Origin of the sequence: Aequorivita sp. 609 (assembly GCF_014212065.1) — a bacterium.
GTDB lineage: Bacteria > Bacteroidota > Bacteroidia > Flavobacteriales > Flavobacteriaceae > Aequorivita > Aequorivita sinensis.
In genome coordinates this window covers 411,130-434,685 of the sequence record NZ_JACJVM010000034.1, presented here as the reverse complement: position 1 = coordinate 434,685, position 23,556 = coordinate 411,130, and the positions used below count along the sequence as shown (strand labels likewise).

General features: G+C 34.9%; 20 protein-coding genes and 1 tRNA gene. 12 read left to right on the top strand and 9 right to left on the bottom strand.

Translation table 11 applies throughout. The features are described from left to right. Positions 1-40 precede the first annotated feature (40 nt). From H4O20_RS11405 to H4O20_RS11395, 3 genes are all read right to left on the bottom strand, one after another. The gene (locus tag H4O20_RS11405; protein ID WP_185099314.1) at positions 41-1,822 is read right to left on the bottom strand and encodes a tetratricopeptide repeat protein; all 1,782 of its coding nucleotides are present in this window, start codon (positions 1,820-1,822) and stop codon (positions 41-43) included. 296 nt (positions 1,823-2,118) lie between these two features. Continuing rightward, the gene (locus tag H4O20_RS11400) at positions 2,119-2,721 is read right to left on the bottom strand and encodes a hypothetical protein (protein ID WP_185099313.1); all 603 of its coding nucleotides are present in this window, start codon (positions 2,719-2,721) and stop codon (positions 2,119-2,121) included. Between the two features lie 98 nt (positions 2,722-2,819). Then, positions 2,820-3,383, bottom strand: a complete 564-nt coding sequence (locus tag H4O20_RS11395) for a DUF3109 family protein (RefSeq protein ID WP_139854260.1) — start codon at positions 3,381-3,383, stop codon at positions 2,820-2,822. Positions 3,384-3,684: 301 nt separating this feature from the next. Here H4O20_RS11395 and H4O20_RS11390 point away from each other — a divergent pair, with 301 nt between their 5' ends. After that, positions 3,685-4,266, top strand: coding sequence for a MarC family protein (locus H4O20_RS11390; RefSeq protein WP_139854259.1), 582 nt, complete (start codon positions 3,685-3,687; stop codon positions 4,264-4,266). A 247-nt stretch (positions 4,267-4,513) separates the two neighbouring features. On the opposite strand, the gene H4O20_RS11385 is transcribed toward H4O20_RS11390, so the two are convergent. The 3 genes from H4O20_RS11385 to H4O20_RS11375 all read right to left on the bottom strand — a co-directional run bounded on the left by H4O20_RS11385 (position 4,514) and on the right by H4O20_RS11375 (position 7,367). Continuing rightward, complete coding sequence (locus tag H4O20_RS11385) at positions 4,514-6,145, bottom strand: S41 family peptidase (protein WP_185099312.1); 1,632 nt, start codon at positions 6,143-6,145, stop codon at positions 4,514-4,516. Continuing rightward, the gene (locus tag H4O20_RS11380) at positions 6,145-6,579 is read right to left on the bottom strand and encodes a dCMP deaminase family protein (protein WP_185099311.1); all 435 of its coding nucleotides are present in this window, start codon (positions 6,577-6,579) and stop codon (positions 6,145-6,147) included. Before H4O20_RS11380 ends, H4O20_RS11385 begins: the two co-directional genes overlap by 1 nt. A gap of 209 nt (positions 6,580-6,788) precedes the next feature. Next, positions 6,789-7,367 (bottom strand): HupE/UreJ family protein, encoded by a 579-nt coding sequence (locus H4O20_RS11375; protein WP_185099310.1) that lies wholly within the window; start codon positions 7,365-7,367, stop codon positions 6,789-6,791. A 345-nt stretch (positions 7,368-7,712) separates the two neighbouring features. Between H4O20_RS11375 and H4O20_RS11370 the strand changes: the two genes are divergently transcribed. The 3 genes from H4O20_RS11370 (at position 7,713) to lipB (ending at position 11,188) form a co-directional block, all read left to right on the top strand. Continuing rightward, a complete protein-coding gene (locus tag H4O20_RS11370; protein ID WP_185099309.1) occupies positions 7,713-9,092 on the top strand; it encodes a T9SS type A sorting domain-containing protein in 1,380 nt (459 codons plus the stop codon). A 382-nt stretch (positions 9,093-9,474) separates the two neighbouring features. Next, positions 9,475-10,434 (top strand): lipoyl synthase, encoded by a 960-nt coding sequence (gene lipA / locus H4O20_RS11365; RefSeq protein WP_185099308.1) that lies wholly within the window; start codon positions 9,475-9,477, stop codon positions 10,432-10,434. A gap of 40 nt (positions 10,435-10,474) precedes the next feature. Continuing rightward, entirely contained in the window at positions 10,475-11,188 is a 714-nt protein-coding gene (lipB, locus tag H4O20_RS11360) for a lipoyl(octanoyl) transferase LipB (RefSeq protein WP_185099307.1), read from the top strand. Positions 11,189-11,418: 230 nt separating this feature from the next. Here lipB and H4O20_RS11355 read toward each other — a convergent pair. After that, positions 11,419-11,500, bottom strand: a tRNA-Leu gene (locus tag H4O20_RS11355). Between the two features lie 268 nt (positions 11,501-11,768). On the opposite strand from H4O20_RS11355, the gene H4O20_RS11350 reads away from it, so the two are divergent. From H4O20_RS11350 to H4O20_RS11315, 8 genes are all read left to right on the top strand, one after another. Next, the gene (locus tag H4O20_RS11350) at positions 11,769-12,707 is read left to right on the top strand and encodes a ribose-phosphate pyrophosphokinase (protein ID WP_139854242.1); all 939 of its coding nucleotides are present in this window, start codon (positions 11,769-11,771) and stop codon (positions 12,705-12,707) included. Between the two features lie 252 nt (positions 12,708-12,959). Then, on the top strand, positions 12,960-13,583 hold the full coding sequence (locus H4O20_RS11345) for a 50S ribosomal protein L25/general stress protein Ctc (RefSeq protein ID WP_139854241.1): 624 nt from the start codon (positions 12,960-12,962) through the stop codon (positions 13,581-13,583). Between the two features lie 82 nt (positions 13,584-13,665). Next, positions 13,666-14,301 (top strand): aminoacyl-tRNA hydrolase, encoded by a 636-nt coding sequence (pth, locus tag H4O20_RS11340; RefSeq protein WP_165145667.1) that lies wholly within the window; start codon positions 13,666-13,668, stop codon positions 14,299-14,301. A 2-nt stretch (positions 14,302-14,303) separates the two neighbouring features. After that, a complete protein-coding gene (locus H4O20_RS11335) occupies positions 14,304-15,236 on the top strand; it encodes a bifunctional riboflavin kinase/FAD synthetase (RefSeq protein WP_139854240.1) in 933 nt (310 codons plus the stop codon). Further along, positions 15,229-16,563: an HTTM domain-containing protein gene (locus tag H4O20_RS11330; RefSeq protein WP_185099306.1), complete on the top strand. Its 1,335-nt coding sequence runs from the start codon at positions 15,229-15,231 to the stop codon at positions 16,561-16,563. Before H4O20_RS11335 ends, H4O20_RS11330 begins: the two co-directional genes overlap by 8 nt. Positions 16,564-16,719: 156 nt before the next feature. Next, entirely contained in the window at positions 16,720-17,991 is a 1,272-nt protein-coding gene (serS, locus tag H4O20_RS11325; RefSeq protein WP_185099305.1) for a serine--tRNA ligase, read from the top strand. A gap of 129 nt (positions 17,992-18,120) precedes the next feature. Continuing rightward, a complete protein-coding gene (locus H4O20_RS11320) occupies positions 18,121-18,834 on the top strand; it encodes a 3'-5' exonuclease (RefSeq protein ID WP_139854237.1) in 714 nt (237 codons plus the stop codon). Positions 18,835-18,922: 88 nt separating this feature from the next. Further along, positions 18,923-19,339, top strand: a complete 417-nt coding sequence (locus H4O20_RS11315) for a hypothetical protein (protein WP_139854236.1) — start codon at positions 18,923-18,925, stop codon at positions 19,337-19,339. 73 nt (positions 19,340-19,412) lie between these two features. Here H4O20_RS11315 and H4O20_RS11310 read toward each other — a convergent pair whose 3' ends face one another. Both H4O20_RS11310 and H4O20_RS11305 read right to left on the bottom strand, forming a co-directional pair. Beyond that, positions 19,413-22,463: a M4 family metallopeptidase gene (locus H4O20_RS11310; protein ID WP_185099304.1), complete on the bottom strand. Its 3,051-nt coding sequence runs from the start codon at positions 22,461-22,463 to the stop codon at positions 19,413-19,415. A gap of 285 nt (positions 22,464-22,748) precedes the next feature. Then, a complete protein-coding gene (locus H4O20_RS11305; RefSeq protein ID WP_139854234.1) occupies positions 22,749-23,546 on the bottom strand; it encodes a tryptophan-rich sensory protein in 798 nt (265 codons plus the stop codon). Positions 23,547-23,556 lie beyond the last annotated feature (10 nt).

Sequence of the window (23,556 nt, the reverse complement as noted above, 5' to 3'; positions counted from 1 at the left end):
CAAAAGCATTGAGATATTGATTATTGAATTTTGATTGATATTAGTTTATCGCATCACCGCGCAAAGTTCTATATTTTTTTCTAGCTTCAATAAAATAAATGCTATCGGCATAATTAAAAATTATTGCTTCGTAATGTTCTTTTGCTTTTACAGGTAAATCTAATTTCTCTTCATAAATTTTTGCTAAGTGATAATGAGCGTCATCGGCTAAAATATCATCGCTATAAAATTCTATTATTTTCAAGTAGTTGCTTTCTGCTTTAGAGTACTCCCCTATCTTTTCAAAGATTTTACCTTGCTTAAATAGAGCTTCATCTTCAATTTTCTCACCTTTATGGTTGGTTAAAATATCGTCTAAAACTAAAATAGCTTCGGAGTTTTTATCTTGAAAAGCCAATAGATCTGCACGAGCATATTTTTTTAGGGCAGTTTGAGTAGAATCTTCAATAGTATTATCGCTTATCAATAAACTGAGCTCCATAGCGTCATTAGCTATTAGTTGTGATGTAGATTTTTTTAAAACATCCAATTGCACTTGAGCCCAATCAAAATCGCCTTTAAAATAACTGGTGCGTGCCACTTTAAATCTTGCTTCTTGTGCAAGAACATCGCTCTGAACTTTTTTCTGAATTTGAGAATAGTAAATCAAAGCTTCGTTGAACTTTTCGTCGAACACCAAAATATCTGCAAGTTCCATTTTCACCCTTGCTTCTTGGTAAGCAGACAACGGCTCCTTAGCTAAGTCTTTTAGGTTTTTGATAGCCTGTTCTTTTTTGTTATTCTGAAAAGCTAAAAAATGGTTGTAATCTATTTGCAATAAATACGTTTCTCGTCCTCTTCCAAACTCTTCTAATAAACTTTCAAACTTTTTCTCAATATCGGCAAATTCTTTTGGAGTGGCAGTTTTGACTTCCATTTGCATTAAAATCTGATTGCCTTGTAATCTACTTTGAGGTGTAAAGGAGTTTTCGATTAAATAACTCACTATTTCTCTACCCGAAACATAGTCTTCATCTGCTATTGCTATATAGGCTAACTCTGTAATGCCACGTAATTCCGCGCCTAAACGTTTGTAGATTGCTTTTTCCTGAACAAAAGCTTTTTTGTATTCTTTTTGTTGAATGAACAACCAGCTCAACAATTCGTTGTAAAGTACATCTGGGTTTTGTTGTGAACGCTGAAGAAGAATTCTTCTAAGAATTTGATTTGCATCGTTGTTTGAATCTTCAGTTATATACTGACTAAAATAGCGTTGTGCTGATGACTTAAAGCTTAAGTTTCTCTCAATAATTTTAATATAGCTGTCAAACATTTTTTCGAGTTGCCCTTGCTCCCCATAAATTCTCGCCAACTGCGTATGAAAATCCATTTTATCGTTTAAGCTCATTCCCTTTTCATAGGTTGCAACAGCTTCATCTAATAGGCTGTATTTTTGAAATGCCGCACCCACATTATAAGCGAAGTTTGGATTTAAGTCTAGTGTTTCAATGGCTTTATTGTAGTTTTCGACAGCTAATTCTGTTTTATTTTGAAGTGAATAATTATACCCTAATTCTACATAAAGCTGAGGATAATTTCGACTTCCGTTTAGCTTTTCATTTAATAGGGATTCAACTTTCGAGAAATTCTCGAGTTGTTGATTTGCTTCCACCATTCCCAAAAAGAAATCCATTCGGTAGGGGTTTTGCTCGCTTAGTTTTTCATAGATACGAAGTGCTTTTTCAAATTCGCCTTGTTCAAAGTAATTTTTTGCCAAAGCATCGCTCTGCGAAAAGCTCGCTGTAGTTACAAATAAAATTAAAATGAGAAGAAAATTACGCATGCGGTAAATATAATGAAATGACTTGAGAGCTATTGAGTTCTGAAATTTTTTATAGAAATCTTACTTCAATCAATATACCACAAAAAAAAGGCCGCGATATCACGGCCTTACATATTTAACATTAAACAATCTCCTCACTTTTGTCTAATATTCAATAATTATATATTCAAATTTATGGTAATCATTTTGAGAGGAATAACACTATTGTAACAATCCTGATGACAAATGTTCCAAAACACAAAAAGGGCTAAAAACACTACTGCTTTCAGCCCTTTTTAATGTTGTTTTAAGTTGTATTAACCTAAGTCGTCTATATCTAATTCATCAATAGCATCCCAAGTTTCATCGAGATCCATATTAGTTCCTGTAGCATCTATATAGAAACGATTGCCTTCCATAAGTTGAATTTTGCTTCTATTGTCTCTAGTTCTATATTCTTCAATAGCTTTAGTTCCTCTTTTAGTAGTGGTTCTTTTAAAGCCATTTTCATCTTCTTCTTCAAAATCTTGAGTCATTACCATTCTCATACCTGCTGTTGCAGCTGCACCCATTTGACCGGCTCCATCGATAATATTAAAGCTAAATTTTTTAGACTTATCTTCATTAGCATATGTAGCCTCAATAGATGAAATTCCCATCATCCCAGTTTGACCAGCTTTATAGCTTATACGCTTCATACCATCAACTTGGTCTGGAAGCCAACTCTTAAAATCTTCGTTGGTAAGTGGAGTAATTTCTTGCAGTTCTTTAATATCGTCCTGCATTTTGGTCATTTCCTTCACAGCATTTGTAGTATTGGAAACCGATTCTCTTGTTTCTTTTACTTTTTTGCTCACAGGATTGTCTTTACACGCTATAAGTGTACCCAGTACAAAAAGTGCTACTATATATTTTTTCATAATTCTAAAATTTTAATTGCAGAAAAAAGGATTTCAGAAGCTAAGTTAAACAAAGCCAACTAAATATAATTAGAATATACGAAAAATGGGGGAAACCCCTATAACTCAGAAGCCACTTTTTCTAGTTCGGTATACCAATTTTCGCCAAATTTTCTGATAAGAGCATCTTTTGTAAACTTATAAACGGGTACTTGAAGTTCTTTCCCTAAGGTACAAGCGTCATCACAAATTGGCCAACGGTGGTAATTTACTGCAGAAAACTCGCTGTACTCCTGAACCCGTATTGGGTATAAATGACAAGAAATAGGTTTTCGAAAGTCTATTTCGCCTGCATTAAAAGCGTCTTCGATTCCGCAACTTGCAATACCTTTATCGGTAAAAGTTACATAAACACACTCCTTCCCATCTACTAGAGGAGTTTCTAGTTCGTCTAAATCGGATACTACGTGGGTGCCTTGCTTTTCTATGGATGCAATTCCTTCAGGGCGAAGGAATGGTTTCACCTTAGGGTAAATATCTTTTAAAATTTGTACTTCTTCCTCATTTAGGGGTGCTCCCGCCTCCCCTTCAATACAGCAAGCACCTTTGCATGCGTTGAGGTTACAGACAAAATCTTTCTTGATAATGTCTTCGGATACTATTGTTTTGCCTAGTTGAAACATTTTGCAAATATACTACTTCGATACAATTTTACACCTACCGGGATAAAATCAAACAGATGACTCAATATTTAAGATTCAAACGCTTATTTTTTTTTTTGACTAACACACATATCAACGGAAGCCTAATAGAGTTTGAGAGTTTCAGCGGATATACATTCACTAACTTTACTTCTATCCCAATTTAATTATTACCCATTAACAGTCAATACTTTATAGCCTTAAAAAAACTTTTTATTTTATTGTTTATTTATTTTATTAGACCAAACATAAAACTTACTTTTGCCGCCTGAAAAATTTCGCTATGCTATTAAATTTTAAGGAGATACTAACGGCCACTATGGTTCTTTTTGCTGTAATCGATATTATTGGAAGCATTCCAATTATTATTGGCTTACGTGATAAAGCAGGTCATATTAATTCTGCAAAAGCATCAATAATTGCAGCGGTTGTAATGATTCTGTTCCTTTTTCTTGGGGAGAGTATTTTAAATCTTATTGGCGTAAATGTTAATGAATTTGCTGTTGCAGGTGCATTAATTCTCTTTTTTATTGCTTTAGAAATGATATTAGGGGTAACTCTTTTTAAAGAAGGAGATACAAACCCCGATATGGCTTCAATATTTCCTTTAGCTTTTCCATTATTAGCAGGACCTGGAAGTTTAACTACACTTCTTTCATTACGTGCAGAATATGAAATTCAAAATATAATTGTAGCTATAGTAGTAAACATAGTAATTATCTATACCGTGCTAAAAACTTCAGGAAAACTGCAACGCTTTTTGGGAAAAAACGGAATTGCTGTGATTCAAAAGGTTTTTGGTGTAATTTTGCTAGCAATTGCAGTAAAACTTTTTACTTCAAACATTCAATTGTTATTCAATTAAGATTTAATCGGATACTATTGAAAAACTGAATTCAATAAAATATTACTATGAAAGTATTTATCTACATCTTGATGGCTTTATCATTTGCCTTGATAATTTTTAATGCTACAAAATTAGAGTTCGACAACATCCTTGTGGGAGATAGCTCAGTTGCGGTATTCGGCATATTAGCTGGAATGTGCTCCTTTATCTTACTTGGTATATTATTGATATCTAAGAAGATAGCTTCTAAGGTAAAAAAATAATCTTACTCTTCTTTTTCTGAAGAATTAGCAGCTGCTTCTAACTCCAATACTTTAAGTAGCATAGGATCTGCTTCATTGAGAATAATCTCAAATTGATTAGGACCATATAACTGTTGCGCAATATTTGCTTTTAATAATCTTTTTAGCTCTTCGGTATAATTAGACAAATCTATCTGAGCTTCGTTAAGTCGAGCGTATTCAATAAATTCAGTAGATAAACTATCATCAGCCTGATAATTATTTCTGAAATCTTCAAAGTTCATTCCTTCAAATTGAGCTCTGTTCTTTTCGAGATATTCAAAAATAAAATAGCTCATAAACCCACTTTTTGAAACGTATTGTAGGGTTTCATTTTCCACACTTGTATCTTTAGGGACAAACACATCTGGTATTATTCCCCCTCCACCATAAACAACCTTTCCTTTAGGAGTCGTATACTTTAAAGAATCGGCAACTTTAATACTGTCTAAATGAATCAACTCACCATTTCGGTAGCGTTTTTCATAATCGCTATAGTAATTATCATTCCCATTGCCATAAGGACGTTGTATAGAGCGGCCAGTAGGAGTGTAATAGCGTGCAATTGTTAGTCGTACAGCACTTCCATCGCCTAACGACATTTCCCGTTGCACCAAGCCTTTTCCAAACGATCTTCTCCCCACAATAACACCTTTATCATTGTCTTGGAGTGCACCAGCTACAATTTCACTTGCCGAAGCTGAATTTTCGTTAATTAGAACATAAATTTTTGCATGATGAAACTCGCCGCGACGGGAAGCGTAGGTTTTGTTTATATCACCACTTTTATTTTTTGTGATAAGAATAAGCTTGTTATTTTCCAAGAACTCGTCTACTACTCTTTCTGCAGTAGAAATATACCCACCAGGGTTATCACGAAGGTCTAAAACCAATTTAGATACACCGTCTTCTTTTAATTTTTCTAAAGCCCCTTCAAACTCTTTATAAGTAGTTTCAGAAAAACGGTTGAGTTTTATATAACCTAAATCATCTGTTATTTTATACGAAGCATCAACACTAATAAGCGGCACTTTATTTCTTCGTACAGTTATATCAAGGATTTTCTTTTCGCTTGGACGATAAACATCTAAAGCGACTTTGCTATTTATTTCTCCTTTTAAATAACTAGATATACTGTCGCGATTAATTAATTCACCAAAGAGTTTTTTCCCATCGGCATACAGAATACGATCACCACCTTTGATACCCGCTTTTTCAGCTGGCCCTCCTGTAATTGATCTTATAACAGCTATAGTGTCTTTATAGATGTAAAAACTAACACCTATCCCTGTAAAGGCTCCACGCATATCATCGGCATTGTGTGCGTAGCTTTTCTTCGGAATATAGACCGAGTGAGGGTCAAGGTTTTCAAGGATTCCATTAACTGTAACATCAACAATACTGTCTGTGTTTACATTATCTACATATTCGTAGTCGATGTAGTCTATAAGTCTGTTAAGTTTATCCTTTTTTGAACTAGTTGCAAATATTTTTTCAGTTTTGTCTCCAAAATTGAATTTTGAACCAATAAATACGCCAATAGCAAGTGCTAATCCAACCCACAGTGGTAAGTATTTTTTGTGTTTGCTAAAATTTGTGGGATTATTGTCTGTCATTATTCTGTTTCCAAATCTGGAATATGTTGAATGCTAATTCCCGCCTTCTCTAAAAAAGCTATGCCAGCATTATCTTTATACTCATTTAAATATACTACTCTTGTTATACCTGCTTGGTGAACTAATTTACTACATTCCTTACATGGCGACATAGTAATATATAGCGTTGCGCCTTCACACGATTGTGTACTTGAAGCTACTTTTAAAATTGCATTAGCTTCGGCGTGTAATACGTACCATTTTGTTAAGCCTTCATCATCTTCACAACAATTTTCAAAACCTGTTGGAGTACCATTGTAGCCATCGCTAATAATCATCTTATCCTTAACAATAAGCGCACCAACTTGTTTACGCATACAATAAGATAACTTACTCCACTCTCTTGCCATCCTTAAATAGGCAATATCGTATTTACGTTGTTTACTGTCTTTCATTTATTTAAATAGATAGCGAAATTAGCAGGAAGTTACACTACAACCAAAAAAAATAATGTTAAGTTGTTGCAAAAAGAACCGAAGAGCGAGAAGGTTATCAATTAAGAAAAGTGCTGTGTTAAATGTGAATCAACACCGTTAAATTTTGAAAACGTCAAGCTATACTTCTGTTTTACTTCCCTTTTCTCTATAGTGCTGCGTCCCTTCTATTAAAAAATCCAATTATCAACCAGCATCGGGATTACCATTCCTATTACAATTGAAGATAAAACCAAAATCCAATCGCGTTTATTGAAGCGGAAGATACTTTGAAAAATAAACGCAAAAATCAGCAAGACTATTACAACTATTATTTGAGCCGCCTCAATACCTAAGGCAAATTGTAATAGTGGAAGTAGTTTTCCTTCACTTTCTAATGCAGTAAAGAATGTTGCAAAACCCAATCCGTGTATTAATCCGAAAAATAATGTCAGCACATAAAAAACAGTCATTTTATCGTTTTTCTTATGCTTTTTGGCAGTAATCAAATTATAAACAGCCGCCACCAAAATAGTTATCGGTATTAAAAATTCAATAACACTACTTGAAACACTTATCACTTTATAATTTACTAATACTAACGATAGCGTGTGTCCTATGGTAAATAGAGTAACCAAAATTAGCAGCCTTTTCCAAGATGAAAATGTATAAGCCGCACTAAGCACTATTAAAAGTAAAACGTGGTCGTACGCTCGCCAATCTAAAACATGGTTTAGACCTAGATTAAAATAAAGCCAAAAATCTGACATTGGGGATAATAATTATGGTATTACGCCAAATATAGAGATAATGTAGAAGAATACGCTTATATTTTCAACTCAAATATTTAGATATATTTACTAATTCTAGGTGTTTAACAATTGATTTAATAAATTATTTAAGGAAAAGGGCTTTATTTTTCATTTACATCATTCTACACAATACACTTAAATTTTAATACTACTAATTATTTTATTTACATTTTTCCTATTGAAAGTATTTATTATTCATTAAAAAGGCAATAAAACGCGTGTTATCGCTTATCATTACAGCTATTTAAAAATATTTGAGGTTGTTATTTTTATAATAGATTTGCGGAAAATCCCTTAATTTAAATGATGAAAAAACTACAAATCTTTTTAGTATTATTTTTGGCATTCACAACCTTTGCCAAAGCACAAACTTATCCTACAACATCTTGGAGCGATCTTGCTGATATAAGTTGGTACGATTCTGCACAAGATGAATTTACACTTGCTACTGCAGAAGAGTTAGCTGGTTTAGCTCAATTGGTTGCAGACGGAAACTCTTTTGATAGTAAAACTATTATAATTGGTGCAGACATCGATTTGGGTGGGAACTTATGGACTCCAATTGGTGTTGAATTTGAAATTCCTTTTTCTGCAACTGTAGAAGGAAACAACCATATTATAAGCAATTTGTGGGTTAATATGCCAGAAGAGGAAATGGCAGGACTTTTTGGACATACTCAAAGTGCTTCTTTTTCAAATATTCATATTGACACTGCAAATGTAATTGGCGATGATAATACAGGGTCTTTAGTAGCCAACCTTTACGACAATGGATCAATTACAAATTGTAGTGCTATTAACGTAAATGTAACTGGAAAATATACAACTGGTGGATTAGTTGGTGGATTTTTAACGAACTCTACTATCACTAAAAGTCACGCAATTGGTAATGTTACAGGTACGCTTCAAGTAGGTGGTCTTGCTGGGACAGGTTTTGATGCTTCTGCTGTAATTGAATGCTACTCTGAAGGTACGGTAACAGCAGATCTTCTATCAGGTGGTTTAGTTGGTTCTTATCCTTTTGGATTTTCAGGAACTAGCACAATAGACAACAGTTATTCAAGATCTAATGTGGTTGCTAACGTAGAACGCGCAGGTGGTCTTATTGGTGGTGGAGACAATGGATTAATAATTAAAAATGCATATTCTACTGGAACAGTAACAGCGCCTGATTATGCAGGTGGATCAATTGGATTATTTGGTCAAATAGTAGTTGAAAATTTGTATTTCGACACAGAGTCTTCTGGAATGACAGAGGGCGTTGGTGGAATACAAGGGCCTCCAGTTACTCCAGACGTTACTGCACTTACTACAGCCGAAATGAAGTCTGCTGAAACAGTAGATTTATTAAACGCAGGTTCTCCTGAAGCACCTTGGGCTATCGATTCAAGCGTTAATGAAGGTTACCCTGTATTAAACTTTGTTTTAGGTGTTCAAAACAACAATCTTGATGCAACTGCAGTAAGCGTATATCCTACTGTTTTTGATTCTGAATTTACAGTTTCTTCTACACTAGAGTTAGATTCATACCAAATTTATAATATCTCTGGCGCTTTGATTTCTAGTGGAAAATTAAACGGAAAATCTACAAAAGTTTCAGCAAGTAATCTCTCAACTGGTAAATACATCCTAGCAATTCATTCTGCTGAAGGAATGATAACTAAAAGAGTAATCAAAAAATAAATTGAATTTTTAGTAATTCTATTTTTAACATAATTAAAATCCTCAGGCACGTTCTGAGGATTTTTTTATTCTAATAGCTGGAACATTGGTTTACATAAAAAAATTATTTTAATATTTTATCTCTACCTAATAATCCCTAAAACTGTTTTAATATAAAAGAACATCTAGTCACAATATAAATATTTGTTTTAAACAAAATTCTGATTAGCAACAGCTCAGTGTTCTATAATGCCTTAGATATTTTTAAAAGAATACCTTCTGTTACCCGGATACAGTTTTTTTTAATGTGAATGCAGTTGAAAAACTCTTAAGTAAAATCTGTTAGGTTTTTCGAGAGAAATCAATCTGTAAATTTTAAATTAGCCGAAAAATAAATATTGAAATGAGTACATCACCTAATTCCATTCAAGATCAACTAGAGGCCTCTAGAGAAGAAGGAGAACAAGCTTTGAAATTTAAAAGAAAGCCAGTTTGGTTAAAAGTAAAATTTCCTTCTGGAGAAAACTTCACTAAAGTTCGAGGTATTGTAAACGACAATAAACTACACACCATTTGCCAAAGTGGAGGTTGCCCGAATATCGGCGAATGCTGGAATGCGGGTACAGCGAGTTTTATGATTCTTGGAAACACTTGCACACGAGCTTGCAAATTCTGTAATGTAAATACTGGTCGTCCCGATGCAATAGATGTTGGAGAACCCAAACGCGTGGCAGAAGCCATTTTAAAAATGAAAATAAAACACGCTGTAATTACTTCGGTTGATAGGGATGAATTAGAAGATTGCGGATCAACAGCTTGGGCAAATACCATTCGCGTTGTAAAAAGAATGAACCCCAACCTAACTTTGGAAACTCTGATTCCAGATTTTAAAGGTGTTGAGGAAAGTATACAAAGAATTGTGGATGAAGCTCCTACTGTGGTGTCTCATAATCAAGAAACCGTTCGACGGTTATCTCCTAGTGTTCGTCCGCAATCCAAATACGATCGAAGCCTTTTTGTACTTAAATATCTAAAAGAAAATGGAATGCGCACCAAATCCGGAATTATGTTGGGATTGGGAGAAGAATTTGATGAAATTTTAGAAACCATGCGCGATCTTAGATCAGTGGGATGTGATATTATTACCATTGGTCAATATTTAAGACCGTCACAAAAACACTTACCTGTTCAACGATTTGTAACACCTGAAGAGTTTCTTCAGCTACGAGATGAAGGATATAAAATGGGATTTGATTATGTGGAAAGCGGACCGATGATCCGATCTTCTTACCACAGTGAAAAACAAACGATTCCGGGATACGGAATTAACACTTGGAGAGCTGCTCAGGCTAAAAAAGCTTAATTTCTAAATTCTTCAATGTAGTTTAATCATTATTAAGGCTATGAATCAAGTTAAATTAAAAAGTTTGGGCACCATTGCTTATAAAGATGCGTGGGATATTCAGGAAGAATTATTAAAAACAGCGGTATCGAAGAAAGCAAGCTCAAATGAGTCGGATGAAGTTGAAAACACTTTGTTGATTTGTCAGCATCCACACGTTTATACCTTAGGGAAAAGCGGGCATCCTGAGAATTTATTATTCAGAAAAGAAGAACTCGCAAAAAAAGGAATTGAATTTTATGCCACAAATCGTGGGGGCGATATTACCTATCACGGGCCAGGACAACTTGTAGCCTATCCGATTTTGGATTTAGAAAAATTTGGAAGCAGTATTCACCTCTACCTTAGAAATCTAGAAGAGGCTGTTATTCAAACGCTTCAGGAATACGGAATTAAAGGGGAAAGACTTAAAGGATACACAGGAGTTTGGATAGAACCTGAAACGTATCGAGCGCGTAAAATTTGTGCAATCGGCGTTCGATGTAGTCGATGGGTGAGCATTCACGGACTCGCTTTGAATGTTAATACCGATTTATCGTATTTCAAAAACATTGTTCCCTGTGGAATTACGGACAAAGGCGTAACTTCAATGAATATTGAATTAAATGGGAAAGTAGACGAAAACCAACTGTATGAAGTTTTTATTCAGAAATTTAAAGAGGTTTTTAATGTTGAAATAACAAAGGCTCAAACACTATCAACGGCTATAGAATAAACTTATAGAGGTCGTTGCTATATTAAAATCCATTTATTGTTTTTTAAAAAATTATTGAGGCACTTTCAATATTGATTTTTAAAGCATGAAAATTTTAGCAATAAAAAACTTTATAATTCAACTAACGTAAATAGTATTCTAGACAGCCGAACCCTGCTTAAAGCCTACATTCTAATTCAAAAACAACCGAAATAAAAAAAGCTCCAACATTGCTGTTGGAGCTTTTACAGTACTCGAGGCGGGAATCGAACCCGCACGTCTTGCGACATTGGATTTTGAATCCAACGCGTCTACCAATTCCGCCACTCGAGCAATTGGGGATGCAAAAATAAGTAAATAATTACAAAATATTCATTTTTTATTCGGCGTATTTAAAATAAAATTTCTGTTTTAATTTACTACACTTCAATGCAAAATTCACCGGCAAGTTTATATTTCTCATTTTAAACAAACTTTAGTTCTTCTCAGCACATTATTTTGAGTGAATCTGAATTGATTTATTTTGTTTCGATAAAGGGTAAATTATCAAAGTGACTATCGATTAATTTTTACCTTTGCACCAAAACCAATAATCTGCCTTATGCCAAATATTGCTCCAACCCCGAAAATTTTTGCCTGTAAACAAAGTGAAGAACTTGGAAAAAAAATCGCCGATGCTTTTGGTATCCCACTAGGAAAAGTGATTACTTCTCATTATTCAGATGGAGAATTTCAACCTTCTTTTGAGGAATCTGTACGTGGAAGCCGAGTGTTCTTAATTGGATCAACCTTTCCAAATAGCGACCATTTAATGGAGCTATTATTAATGATAGATGCTGCAAAACGCGCTTCTGCTAGACATATTACTGCCGTTTTACCTTATTTTGGGTGGGCACGACAAGATAGAAAAGACAAACCTCGTGTTCCTATTGCTGCAAAACTTGTAGCTAAAATGCTTGAAACTGCTGGTGCAACTCGAATTATCACAATGGACCTGCACGCAGATCAAATTCAAGGATTTTTTGAAAAACCTGTAGATCACCTTTTTGCTTCAACTATATTCCTACCGTATTTAAGAAGTTTAGAGCTAGATAATCTTACAATTGCATCTCCAGATATGGGAGGCTCAAAAAGAGCTTATGCATATTCTAAGTTTTTAGAAAGCGATGTAGTTATTTGCTACAAACAACGCGAAAAAGCCAATGTGATTTCTTACATGGAATTAATTGGCGATGTAAAAGGAAAGAATGTAGTTCTTGTTGACGATATGGTAGATACTGCTGGAACCCTTACTGCAGCTGCAGACCTTATGATGGAGCGCGGCGCACTAAGCGTTAGAGCTGTATGTACTCACCCACTACTTTCAGGAAACGCATACGAACGAATTGAAAAATCTCAAATGTTAGAATTAATCGTTTCAGATTCAATTCCTACAAAACCTCATAGCAAAATACGCGTGATTAGCTGTGCAAATCTTTTTGCAGATGTTATGTTAAGCGTTAATGCTAATAAATCAATTAGCAGTAAATTTTTAATGTAGCCTCAGTAAGATTCCGAGGTTTTATAAGTTAAGATTTCAGCTTATAACGCTTTATAAAATTGAAAAATAGAGGGTCAACAACGAGAATAACCCTCTAGCCTTCAAGGAATTTACCTTAATTTCCATTAGTTTAGGATCTTACTTCAAAAAATCCTAATTCCTAAATCGGAAATCCAAAATAAACCATATCTTTGCACTCCCTAAAAAACAGCTTTTTAGGGAGTTTTTATTAATAAACAAATTTCAAAAGAAATGAAATCTATTACAATTAAAGGATCAAAAAGAGAAAGCGTGGGCAAAAAGGCAACTAAAGCCCTACGTAATGCTGGAATGGTTCCTTGCGTAGTTTACGGAGGGGAAGAACCAATTAGTTTTTCAGCAGAAGAAATTGCATTTAAAAACTTGGTTTACACTCCAGACGTACACACGGTTGTAATCGACCTAGGAGGCGAAACAGTTAAAGCTATCCTTCAGGATATCCAATTTCACCCTGTGACAGACCGTATTCTTCACATCGATTTTTACCAAATCTTCGATGATAAAGAAGTTACTATGGAAATTCCAGTTCGTACAACAGGAAACTCTCGTGGTGTTCGTAGTGGTGGTACTTTACGTATTGTTACTCGTAAATTAAGAGTGAAAGCTTTACCAGAAAATCTTCCAGATTTTATTGAAGCAGACATTACTGATATGCGTATTGGTAACAAAATGTACACTAAGTCTCTTAAAACAGATAATTACAAAATCATGCACCCAGACAACACAGTTATCTGTCAAGTTAGAACATCTCGTACTGCAATTGCTGACGTTGATGAAGACGAAACTGAAGATGGTGCAGAAGCTACTGAAGCTGAAGAAGCTCCAGCCGAAGCATAAGTTAATCTTATTAAAGATAAGTGAGAAGCATCCTGTTAATTCAGGGTGCTTTTTTTATTTTTACCGAAGAATTTAAAAAAAGATGTTTTCTATTATTAAAAAGTTCTTTTCAACTAAAGAACATAATACTATTTCAGAAGAAACAGATCCTATGAAAAAATTCCTTATTGTAGGCCTAGGAAATATTGGTCCAAAATATGCAAATACTCGTCATAATATCGGGTTTAAATTACTCGATTTTTATGCAGATAAAAACTCACTTACTTGGGAAACAGCAAAATTGGGAGATATTACTTCACATAAAGTAAAGGGACGAACATTTATTTTTCTGAAACCTAGCACTTTTATGAATCTTAGCGGAAAAGCTGTAAATTACTGGCTTGATAAAGAAAAAATTCCCTTAGAAAATATGCTGGTAATTACCGACGACCTAAATTTAGCTTTCGGTACAATTCGCATTAAAACGAAAGGTAGCGATGGAGGACATAATGGATTAAAAGACATCCAAAACACCCTACAAACAACCAATTACAACCGTTTCCGATTCGGAATTAGCGATGCATTCTCGAAAGGAAAACAAATAGACTACGTCTTAGGGGAATGGGATGAAGAAGAAAACAAATCACTCCCTGAACGATTAGAAGTAGGTTGCAAAGCAATTGAGTCTTTTGCGCTTGCTGGAATGAATATAACTATGAATACCTTTAACGGAAAATAATTTTGAAGAAATACACCTCTGCTTCAACTTTTAAGAGCGACCGCCATAGTGTGGTAACAATTGGCACTTTTGATGGTGTTCATATCGGGCATTCGGCTATCCTAAAACGATTGGTCGAAACTGCCAAAAAAGAAGATTTAGACTCGGTGGTTCTTACATTTTTCCCGCATCCCCGAATGGTACTTCAGCAACATTCAGAAATAAGCTTGTTAAATACAATTGATGAACGCGCTCAATTACTTGAAAAAACAGGACTTGAACATTTGGTAATCCATCAATTTACCCATGCGTTTTCACGTTTAACTGCCTTAGAGTACGTTAGAGATATTTTGGTTAACGGACTGAAAGCCAAAAAAATAATCATAGGATACGATCATCGTTTCGGAAGAAATAGAACAGCAAATATTGAAAACCTAAAAGAATTTGGATTAACTTATGGTTTTGAAGTTGAAGAGATTTCTGCAAAAGAATTAGATGATGTAACCATCAGCTCTACAAAAATCAGAAATGCTTTAAATGCAGGAGATATTGAAACTGCCAACAGCTATTTAGGATATAATTATATGCTTACTGGTGAAATTGAAAAAGGCAAAGCTCTAGGTCGAACCATAAATTACCCTACAGCCAACCTTAAATTAAAAGAGAAATATAAACTCATCCCTAAAAATGGAGTTTATGTAGTAGCGTCTATAATTGAAGGCAAAAAAATATTTGGAATAACCAGTATTGGCACAAATCCTACGGTTGGTGGGAAAAAAAGAACGATAGAAACACATTTCTTAAACTTCAACAAAGACTTATACGGGAAGGAAATTACTATCGAATTTTTAAAACACATTCGAGACGAAGAAACTTTCGATTCAATTGAAGAATTAAGGCAAGAGATAGAAATAGACGAAAAAAAAGCAATTCAATTTTTAAATCAACGTGAATAAACTCCTGTTCAAACAAATAGACAATATTAGTCTTGTTCTATTTAGAGCAGTGTTTGGCTTTTTAATTACCGTTGAGGCTTTTGGCGCGATTGCTACAGGTTGGGTTCGCCGGACCTTGGTAGAGCCTCCATTTACTTTCAACTTTATAGGTTTCGATTTTCTGCAATACCTGCAAGGAGACTTTATGTACTTCTACTTCGTTGTAATGGGTGTTTTCGGAATTGGTGTAATGCTTGGGTACAAATACCGATTGAGTATGTTGGCTTACGCCATTATGTGGACTGCTGTGTATTTAATGCAAAAGTCTAATTACAATAACCATTACTATTTAATGATGTTGTTGTGTTGGATTATGGCTTTTCTGCCAGCAAACCGATGGTTTTCAATAGATGCAGAAAGAAATCCTTCCCTCAAGTCCCCTTCAATGCCTCGCTGGGTATTATTAGTGCTAATTTTACAAGTTTGGATAGTTTACACTTTTGCTTCTGTTGCAAAGTTTTATCCCGATTGGCTTGACGCTTCAATGGCCTCGCTTTTAATGAATAGTAAAAGTGATTATTGGCTCATTGGCGACTTTTTACAGCAAAACTGGGTACATTGGGCAATTACGTACACCGGTATATTATTCGATTTGCTTATCGTTCCATTAATGCTTTGGAAACGTACACGGTTATTAGGATTTGCAATATCTGTGTTTTTTCATCTATTTAATTCTATCGTTTTTCAGATTGGAATTTTCCCTTATATGTCGATTTCCTTTGCTTTGTTTTTCTTCTCAAAGGAAATCCTTCAGAGAGTATTTCTTCCGAATAAAAAACTATATACTGCCAACGAGGTGATTATTCCTAATAACAAACATCTGATAGTTGGTGTATTTTCTATTTATTTCCTATTTCAGCTTGGGCTTCCATTGCGTCATTGGTTTTTTAAAGACGATGTACTTTGGACAGAAGAAGGGCACCGTTTAAGCTGGAGAATGATGTTACGCTCAAAAGGTGGAATGCTGAAGGTATATGTAAAAGACAAAGAAAATGGAAAAAGAGAGCTTTATGACCATCAAAGCCTTTTAGGGCTTAAGCAACAAGCTTCAGTTACCACAAAACCTGATATCATGTGGCAGTTAGCTCAAAAGATTAAGCAGGTTGAAGCCAAAAAAGGAAGAGACGTAGCGGTTTATCTTGATGCTAAAGTGCGAGTGAATTATGGCCCGTTTCACCAATTTACAGACCCAAGTATCGACATTGCAGCTGAAAAATGGCTTCCATTTAAGCATAGTGAATGGATTTTACCTTCTCCCGAAGAATTTACTAAACGCAAAACTCCTTAGGTTATTTAGCTATTGAAATCTTACATTAGCAAGTGAAGCTTTTATTTCCATTCTAAATCACAGTTAATTCTTCATTTTTATAAATAAAGACCACAAAGCATTTGAAAACCTTTTGAGTCTGTTGTAACTTAGCCAATTCAAAATATATTATAGAATATGCTACAAGTAACCGACATTCGCGAAAACAAAGAAAAGTATATCCAAGCACTTGCTAAACGTGGCATTGATGCTACTTCAACATTAGAAGATGTATTGACTTATGATGAAGAACGCCGTGCTACACAAGCGCAGTTAGATGATGTTTTGGCACAGAGCAATTCCTATTCTAAAGAAATTGGAAAACTTTTTCAAAGCGGAGAAGTTCATAAAGCAAATGAGTTAAAAGAAAAAACAGTTGCTTTAAAAGAATCGTCTAAGCAATTGAATGAGAAAATGCTTGTTGCAGCCGAAAAGTTGCAAGAGTTATTATTTACGCTTCCAAATATTCCAAACGATTTAGTTCCCGCTGGAACTGATGAAAATGACAATGAAGAGATTTTCAAAGAAGGTGAGGTTCCAACCCTTCATGAAGGTGCCTTACCACATTGGGAGCTGGCAAAAAAATACGATTTAATAGACTTCGAACTTGGCGTTAAAGTAACTGGAGCAGGCTTCCCTGTGTATAAAGGAAAAGGCGCTCGTTTACAACGTGCTCTTATTACATACTTCCTTGATAAGAACACTAAAGCTGGTTACACCGAATACCAAGTACCACTTTTAGTAAATGAGGCATCTGGGTACGGAACTGGGCAATTACCAGACAAAGAAGGGCAAATGTATCACGTAGGGGTTGATGACCTTTATTTAATTCCTACATCTGAAGTTCCAATTACGAATCTCTTTAGAGGAAATTTATTAAACAATTCAGATTTACCGATTACTTGTACTAGTTACACCCCTTGTTTCCGAAGAGAAGCTGGAAGTTATGGCGCTCACGTTCGCGGACTAAATCGCTTACACCAATTTGACAAGGTAGAGCTTGTACGCGTTGAACATCCAGATAATTCTTATAAGGCTTTAGATGGTATGGTAGAACACGTACAAGATATTCTTCGCGAACTAAAATTACCTTATAGAATCCTTAGATTATGTGGTGGTGACTTAGGTTTCACTTCTGCCCTTACCTATGATTTTGAAGTGTTTTCAACGGCACAAGATAGATGGTTGGAGATCTCTTCAGTATCAAACTTTGAAACATTCCAAGCGAATAGATTAAAGCTTCGATTTAAAGATTCTGATGGCAAAAACAAACTTGTACACACATTAAATGGAAGCTCTTTAGCCCTTCCTCGCGTATTGGCAGGAATTCTTGAAAACTACCAAACAGAGAATGGAATTAAAATTCCAGAAGTTTTAGTTCCTTATTGTGGGTTTGATATTATTGACTAAAAGACTTCAACAACCTAATTTATAAGTGTAGCTGCGATAAGTAAATGTATCGCAGCTACATTTGTTTTATGGTGAAAGATTTTAATTTTTTGTAGCTTTAATGAACCATTAGAGATAAACCTCAGCATTATGATAAAGCGCATTAATTTAGAAAACATCCTGTTTTTGGATATCGAAACCGTACCTCAGCATCAATATTATGATGAGCTTGATGATACTACAAAATCACTGTGGGATCTTAAAAGCAAGTATCAACGAAAAGATGAAATATCAGCCGAAGAGTTTTATGATCGAGCAGGCATTTGGGCTGAATTTGGTAAAATAGTCTGTATTTCTGTTGGATATTTTGTGCTTAAAGGTGATGCTAGAAACTTTCGAGTTACTAGTTTTCACGGGGATGAAGTAAAGATTTTAAAAGACTTTAAAAATCTTCTAGACACACATTTCAACAAACCTAATCATCTACTTTGTGCTCATAATGGAAAAGAATTCGATTTCCCTTATATTGCTAGACGAATGATAATTAACGGAATTGAAATTCCATATAAACTTGACCTTTTCGGGAAAAAACCTTGGGAAGTTCCTCACCTAGATACGCTAGAACTATGGAAGTTTGGGGATTATAAAACTTTTACTTCACTTAAATTAATGACGCACGTACTGGGAATACCTTCACCCAAAGATGACATCGACGGCAGCCAAGTGGGTAGTGTATATTATGAAGAAAAAGACATTGACAGAATAATCGTTTACTGCGAAAAAGATACTATTGCAGTCGCTCAAATTTTTTTAAGACTCAGAAATGAAGAGATTTTAACTAAGGATGAAATACTCTCCGTATAGCTTTAAAATTTGATCTGTAATCTACTACGAGTGATTCTATGTAATTTTTTGTAGTTTTAGCGGTCATAAATTAAACAAGAAGAGAAGTATGTTATTTTCAAAAATTAAATCAAAATCATTTCTAACCTTATTCGCTGCTTCAGCATTATTATTCGTTTCTTGTAATGATAAAGAAACTAAGACTGAGAGCACAACACAAACTCCACAAGAAGTTACACTTGAACAAAAAAAGCAAGCTTTACAGAATGTAGCTCCAACCCAAACTCAGGGATCAACAAATTCAAGTGGGAATTTAGCTGTTAATCCACCTCACGGACAACCGGGGCATGATTGTACAATTCCTGTTGGCGCACCTTTAAATGGCACTGGATCTAGTACTATAAAAGCTAAGCCAATGAACACAAACACTACAAGCCCTATTCAGGCATCTGGTGAAGGGAAAATAAACCCTCCTCACGGACAACCAGGTCATAGATGTGATATACAAGTGGGAGCTCCACTATAAGTTTTAAAAGACATAAAAAATAAGAGGCCCGATTCAAATTTGAACCAGGCCTCTTTGCTAATGAAAAAAATACTTACTCTTTAACGAATCGCTTCATCATTTTTGAGTCTTCGGTGTTTATCTCTAACATATAAACTCCGTTTTGTAAGGAAGAAACATCTAAGTTTTCAGTAAATGCTCCCTTACCTACTACTTGCCCCATAACATTATAGATTACATAATCTTTACCTACTGCATCTAATAACGCAATGTTTAGATAGTGTTTAGCTGGGTTTGGATATAGCGTTATATTAGATGAAACAGAGTCACCCCCATTAAATCCTTGCGGTGCAACACCATTCGCTCCAATTACAACAGTATAATCTTCTACCTCACCATAACTAAATGTTTCACAAGCAGTTTGTGAGCTATTGTATTTCATAGAAACACGCATTCTTGTTGGTCCTGCAAGAGCTGTAGACGGCACATTAAAAGTTCCGCTTAACGTTCCGCTACTTCTAGACGAACCGCTAACAGCAAGTTCATTAGAATCGAAAGTTCCATTCTGGTTGTAATCAATCCAAACTTTCCAATATTCAGTATAACCTCTACCAGAGAACCCTGCACTTATTTGAATTGTATTTGAGCCATAAGGTACATTTGCAGACATATTCGTATTGTCTTTATAACCACCATCATTTCCTGACGGATTGTTTAAGTTATTTAGTTTAACAAGATCAATCCACTCATAATTAGAGTTGTTTCCTTTAGAATTACAATATTCTACAGTACCATTAGAAAGCGTTGTAACATTTACAGTATTGCTATAACCAGAGTTATTTCCAGCAGCATCGAATGCACGTACTTTAAACGAATAAGCCGTAGCTGGTGATAATCCAGTAATATTTGCTGAAGTTCCAGTTACTGTACCTAAACTTGAGCTACCTTGAAAAACTTCGTATCCTGTAACACCCACATTATCCGTAGATGCACTCCAAGAAAGTGAAAGTGTAGTTTGCGCAACATTTGAAGCTGCTAAGCTAGTAGGTGCTGTTGGAGCTTGTGTATCTGGGCCAGCTGAACCTAAATTAATTGTATAATCTTCAACTTCACCGTAGCTAAATGTTTCACAAGATGTTGGTATTCCGTTGTACTTCATAGAAACACGCATTCTAGTTTCGCCTCCTACAGTTCCAGAAGGCACTGTAAATGTTCCGCTATTAGGTGTGTTTTTTGAAGCTGCCTTAGACCAAACAAGTTCTCCTGCATCGTTAAAATCCTTATCTCCATTATAATCAATCCAAACAGCATAACCTTCATTGTATGTAGTTCCCGTCCAAGTTGGTGTAACAGTAATAGTGTAGGTTGATCCTTCTTGTAAGTTTGTAGAGATACTTGTAAAATCTGAATATTTCTGAGCTCCAGAAGCATTGTCAATAGTATTTAATTGAACTCTGCTGATATACTCATCATTTACATTATTTCCTTGTGAAGCACAGTAGTCGCTACCACCTCCGCCGCCACCGCCGTAAGCTGCGCCAACTCCAACTGCATACCACGCATTTGTAGTTGCAATTTCTTCTGCACTTCCAGCGCCATAAAGATCTTTCGCCGCTTGGATTGCTCCGTTTCTAGCGTCGCTATATTGCGAGTTAGAATTTAGATAAACAGTAAGGTTTCTGTATGCAATTGCTGCTGCCTTATCCATTCCAATTCCTGTAACGTTATAGCTGTCTCCTTTATCATTTGTACCGCTTTTACCTACGCTCAACACGTAAAACCAAAAGTTCTGTACTCCAGAGTTTATATGCACTCCTCCGTTATCACTTGATGCTGTATGCCAATAGGTTCCTTGAAAGGTATCAGGATCATTAAAAGCATTAGGATTACTCATAGAGCGCAAGGCTCCACCGCTTCCACCTGCTCCTATATCGTCTCCCATCAACCAATCGTTTGTTCCTGAAGCATATTTTTCAATAGACTCTCCAAAAATATCTGAAAACGATTCATTTAAAGCTCCAGATTGGTAGCTATAAACAAGGTTCGCTGAATATTCTGTAACACCGTGAGTAATTTCGTGACCGCAAATATCTAATGAAACTAATGGTCCATAATTTACACCATCTCCATCGCCGTATGTCATTCGGCTACCATCCCAAAAAGCATTCACATAATTACTAGAATAGCTTACATAAGATTTTATAATTGCACCTGCATTGTTATATGAATTTCTTCCATGCTTTTGATTGAAATAATTCCAAGTGCTTTCGGCTCCCCAATGTGCTTGCACACCAGTAGCATTGCCAGTAAAGTTTGTAGAATTGCTGGTTACATCTGAAGCATTGTTATAATTGGTGCCATTATTTAAATCAAAAGTTTGAATACCTCCACCACTGGTTGTTTGACGCAAACGGTAAGGTCCAGATGCGTTATCTGCAGTAAAAGACACATTGCCATTGTAAAGACTAGTTCCTGTTGCAGGTACGTTTGCATGGTGAATTCGCTTGTTTTCCATTATAAATTGACCTGTTTTAGCGTCTATATAAACATCTGCTCTATATAGAGGAGCCGTTGCGTAAATGTCGAATTTATAGGCTAAGCGATTTGCGTTGTTAATATTTTCAAGAGCTGGTAAAATCACCAATTCTCCTGTAGGTTTCGAATAATTAGATAAAGCTGCTTCAGTTGGATTCTGCCACATATAGGAGCTAGCACCCACATGACTCATTGCTCTAGATAAAGCTTGATTATTGCTAATTGACGGGCTAGTGTTTAAGTCATCTTCTATAGGAAAATAAGCAGAGCTTAATGTTTGAACCTTACCATTTTTACTACTTAATGTTACCGTTGCAAATTCAACTTTTATACCCTTGTGGTATTGTTGCATCTTTTTATGAGTAAAACCTAAATGATCTTGCTCTTGTCTTAGTGTAGTAAAGGAAGTTTGTGGGGAGGGATTTAAAACATCCTTAAAAATTGTAGTTGAATTTTGAAGGGAATACGAATGAGAAGCATCGAATACTACTAGTCCTTGTTGTTGATTATTGCTTTTCTTTATATCATCTTTTTCTTGCGCGGAAACATGTCCAGGTAGGAAAAGTAATGATAAGGACATTGAAAAAACAATTTTGTAAATGTTTTTCATGATTACTTTGATTTAGTGAATAATTCAGTTAATGTTTGATTTATCTATACAAAATAAAACTAAAATTCACTTAAATAAAAGATATAAAACAATTATTTTAACAAATAAAATATCGTTTGATTAATAAAAATCATAAAAGTCAATAAAATCAGCATTTATCAAAGGGAGCGAATTAAAACTTTAACATAATTAGCAATGTTTTAATTGATTTATTTTAAACATCGCAATATAAAAGACACATAAATAATTTAAATTTTAAAATATTCATCCTTTTACAAATTAAAATCAACTCTTTAAATATTCTTTACACTTATTAACCGGACTCGTTTCACGGTTTTTAAATGCGTGATAGCCACTACTTATAAATAGTATTACCCCCACTAATAAAGACACATAAACAACAATTTTATTTTCATCCCAATTTGCAACAGCTATAGCAACTAAGGCCCAAGTTCCAACCAAAGCAAACTCACGCATATTTCTTTTCCAGGTAACTATTAAATTTATTATTCCCGCAATAACAATCATTATAACCGTCCAAGTAACTTCACTTATTCCCCATCCATTCCAGTTTATAGTTTTTAAATAAGCAGCAACATTTACGACACCTGCAATTGTAACCCATCCACTATAAAACACAAATGGCCACCAAACAAATGCAATTACAGAAATTGGAGCATCCCAAAGTTCCATTCGGTTATTCATTACGATTTTCAAAATTGAAAAGAGAAGTATAAAAATTGCAATTACTGAATAACCTATATATCCGTAAATCCATAAGGTAATCCACAAACAATTGGCGAGACACGATATTACAAACCACCAACCTGTATCCAATATAAATTGATCATCTCTCACTTTAGTAAAAAGACTTCTACATTGATAAACCACAAAGCCCAACAACATTAAATAAATAATCCCCCAAATTGAAAAGGCATAGCCTGCAGGCGTTAAAAGGGAATTAATATTATTCGACACCTCTCCTACTGTAGTTCCATTCATTTTTCCAGTATTGGCGAAATAATTAATAAAAACAGTAGCTACGAAAGCTATGATATTAGCGATTTGTAAAGTCTTTTTCATAATTATTTTA

Bases quoted from the DNA above. Each gene is read 5' to 3' on its own strand.
- H4O20_RS11405 (WP_185099314.1), bottom strand. From the start codon at position 1,822: ATGCGTAATTTTCTTCTCATTTTAATTTTATTTGTAACTACAGCGAGC.
- H4O20_RS11400 (WP_185099313.1), bottom strand. From the start codon at position 2,721: ATGAAAAAATATATAGTAGCACTTTTTGTACTGGGTACACTTATAGCG.
- H4O20_RS11395 (WP_139854260.1), bottom strand. From the start codon at position 3,383: ATGTTTCAACTAGGCAAAACAATAGTATCCGAAGACATTATCAAGAAA.
- H4O20_RS11390 (WP_139854259.1), top strand. From the start codon at position 3,685: ATGCTATTAAATTTTAAGGAGATACTAACGGCCACTATGGTTCTTTTT.
- H4O20_RS11385 (WP_185099312.1), bottom strand. From the start codon at position 6,145: ATGACAGACAATAATCCCACAAATTTTAGCAAACACAAAAAATACTTA.
- H4O20_RS11380 (WP_185099311.1), bottom strand. From the start codon at position 6,579: ATGAAAGACAGTAAACAACGTAAATACGATATTGCCTATTTAAGGATG.
- H4O20_RS11375 (WP_185099310.1), bottom strand. From the start codon at position 7,367: ATGTCAGATTTTTGGCTTTATTTTAATCTAGGTCTAAACCATGTTTTA.
- H4O20_RS11370 (WP_185099309.1), top strand. From the start codon at position 7,713: ATGATGAAAAAACTACAAATCTTTTTAGTATTATTTTTGGCATTCACA.
- lipA (WP_185099308.1), top strand. From the start codon at position 9,475: ATGAGTACATCACCTAATTCCATTCAAGATCAACTAGAGGCCTCTAGA.
- lipB (WP_185099307.1), top strand. From the start codon at position 10,475: ATGAATCAAGTTAAATTAAAAAGTTTGGGCACCATTGCTTATAAAGAT.
- H4O20_RS11350 (WP_139854242.1), top strand. From the start codon at position 11,769: ATGCCAAATATTGCTCCAACCCCGAAAATTTTTGCCTGTAAACAAAGT.
- H4O20_RS11345 (WP_139854241.1), top strand. From the start codon at position 12,960: ATGAAATCTATTACAATTAAAGGATCAAAAAGAGAAAGCGTGGGCAAA.
- pth (WP_165145667.1), top strand. From the start codon at position 13,666: ATGTTTTCTATTATTAAAAAGTTCTTTTCAACTAAAGAACATAATACT.
- serS (WP_185099305.1), top strand. From the start codon at position 16,720: ATGCTACAAGTAACCGACATTCGCGAAAACAAAGAAAAGTATATCCAA.
- H4O20_RS11320 (WP_139854237.1), top strand. From the start codon at position 18,121: ATGATAAAGCGCATTAATTTAGAAAACATCCTGTTTTTGGATATCGAA.
- H4O20_RS11315 (WP_139854236.1), top strand. From the start codon at position 18,923: ATGTTATTTTCAAAAATTAAATCAAAATCATTTCTAACCTTATTCGCT.
- H4O20_RS11310 (WP_185099304.1), bottom strand. From the start codon at position 22,463: ATGAAAAACATTTACAAAATTGTTTTTTCAATGTCCTTATCATTACTT.
- H4O20_RS11305 (WP_139854234.1), bottom strand. From the start codon at position 23,546: ATGAAAAAGACTTTACAAATCGCTAATATCATAGCTTTCGTAGCTACT.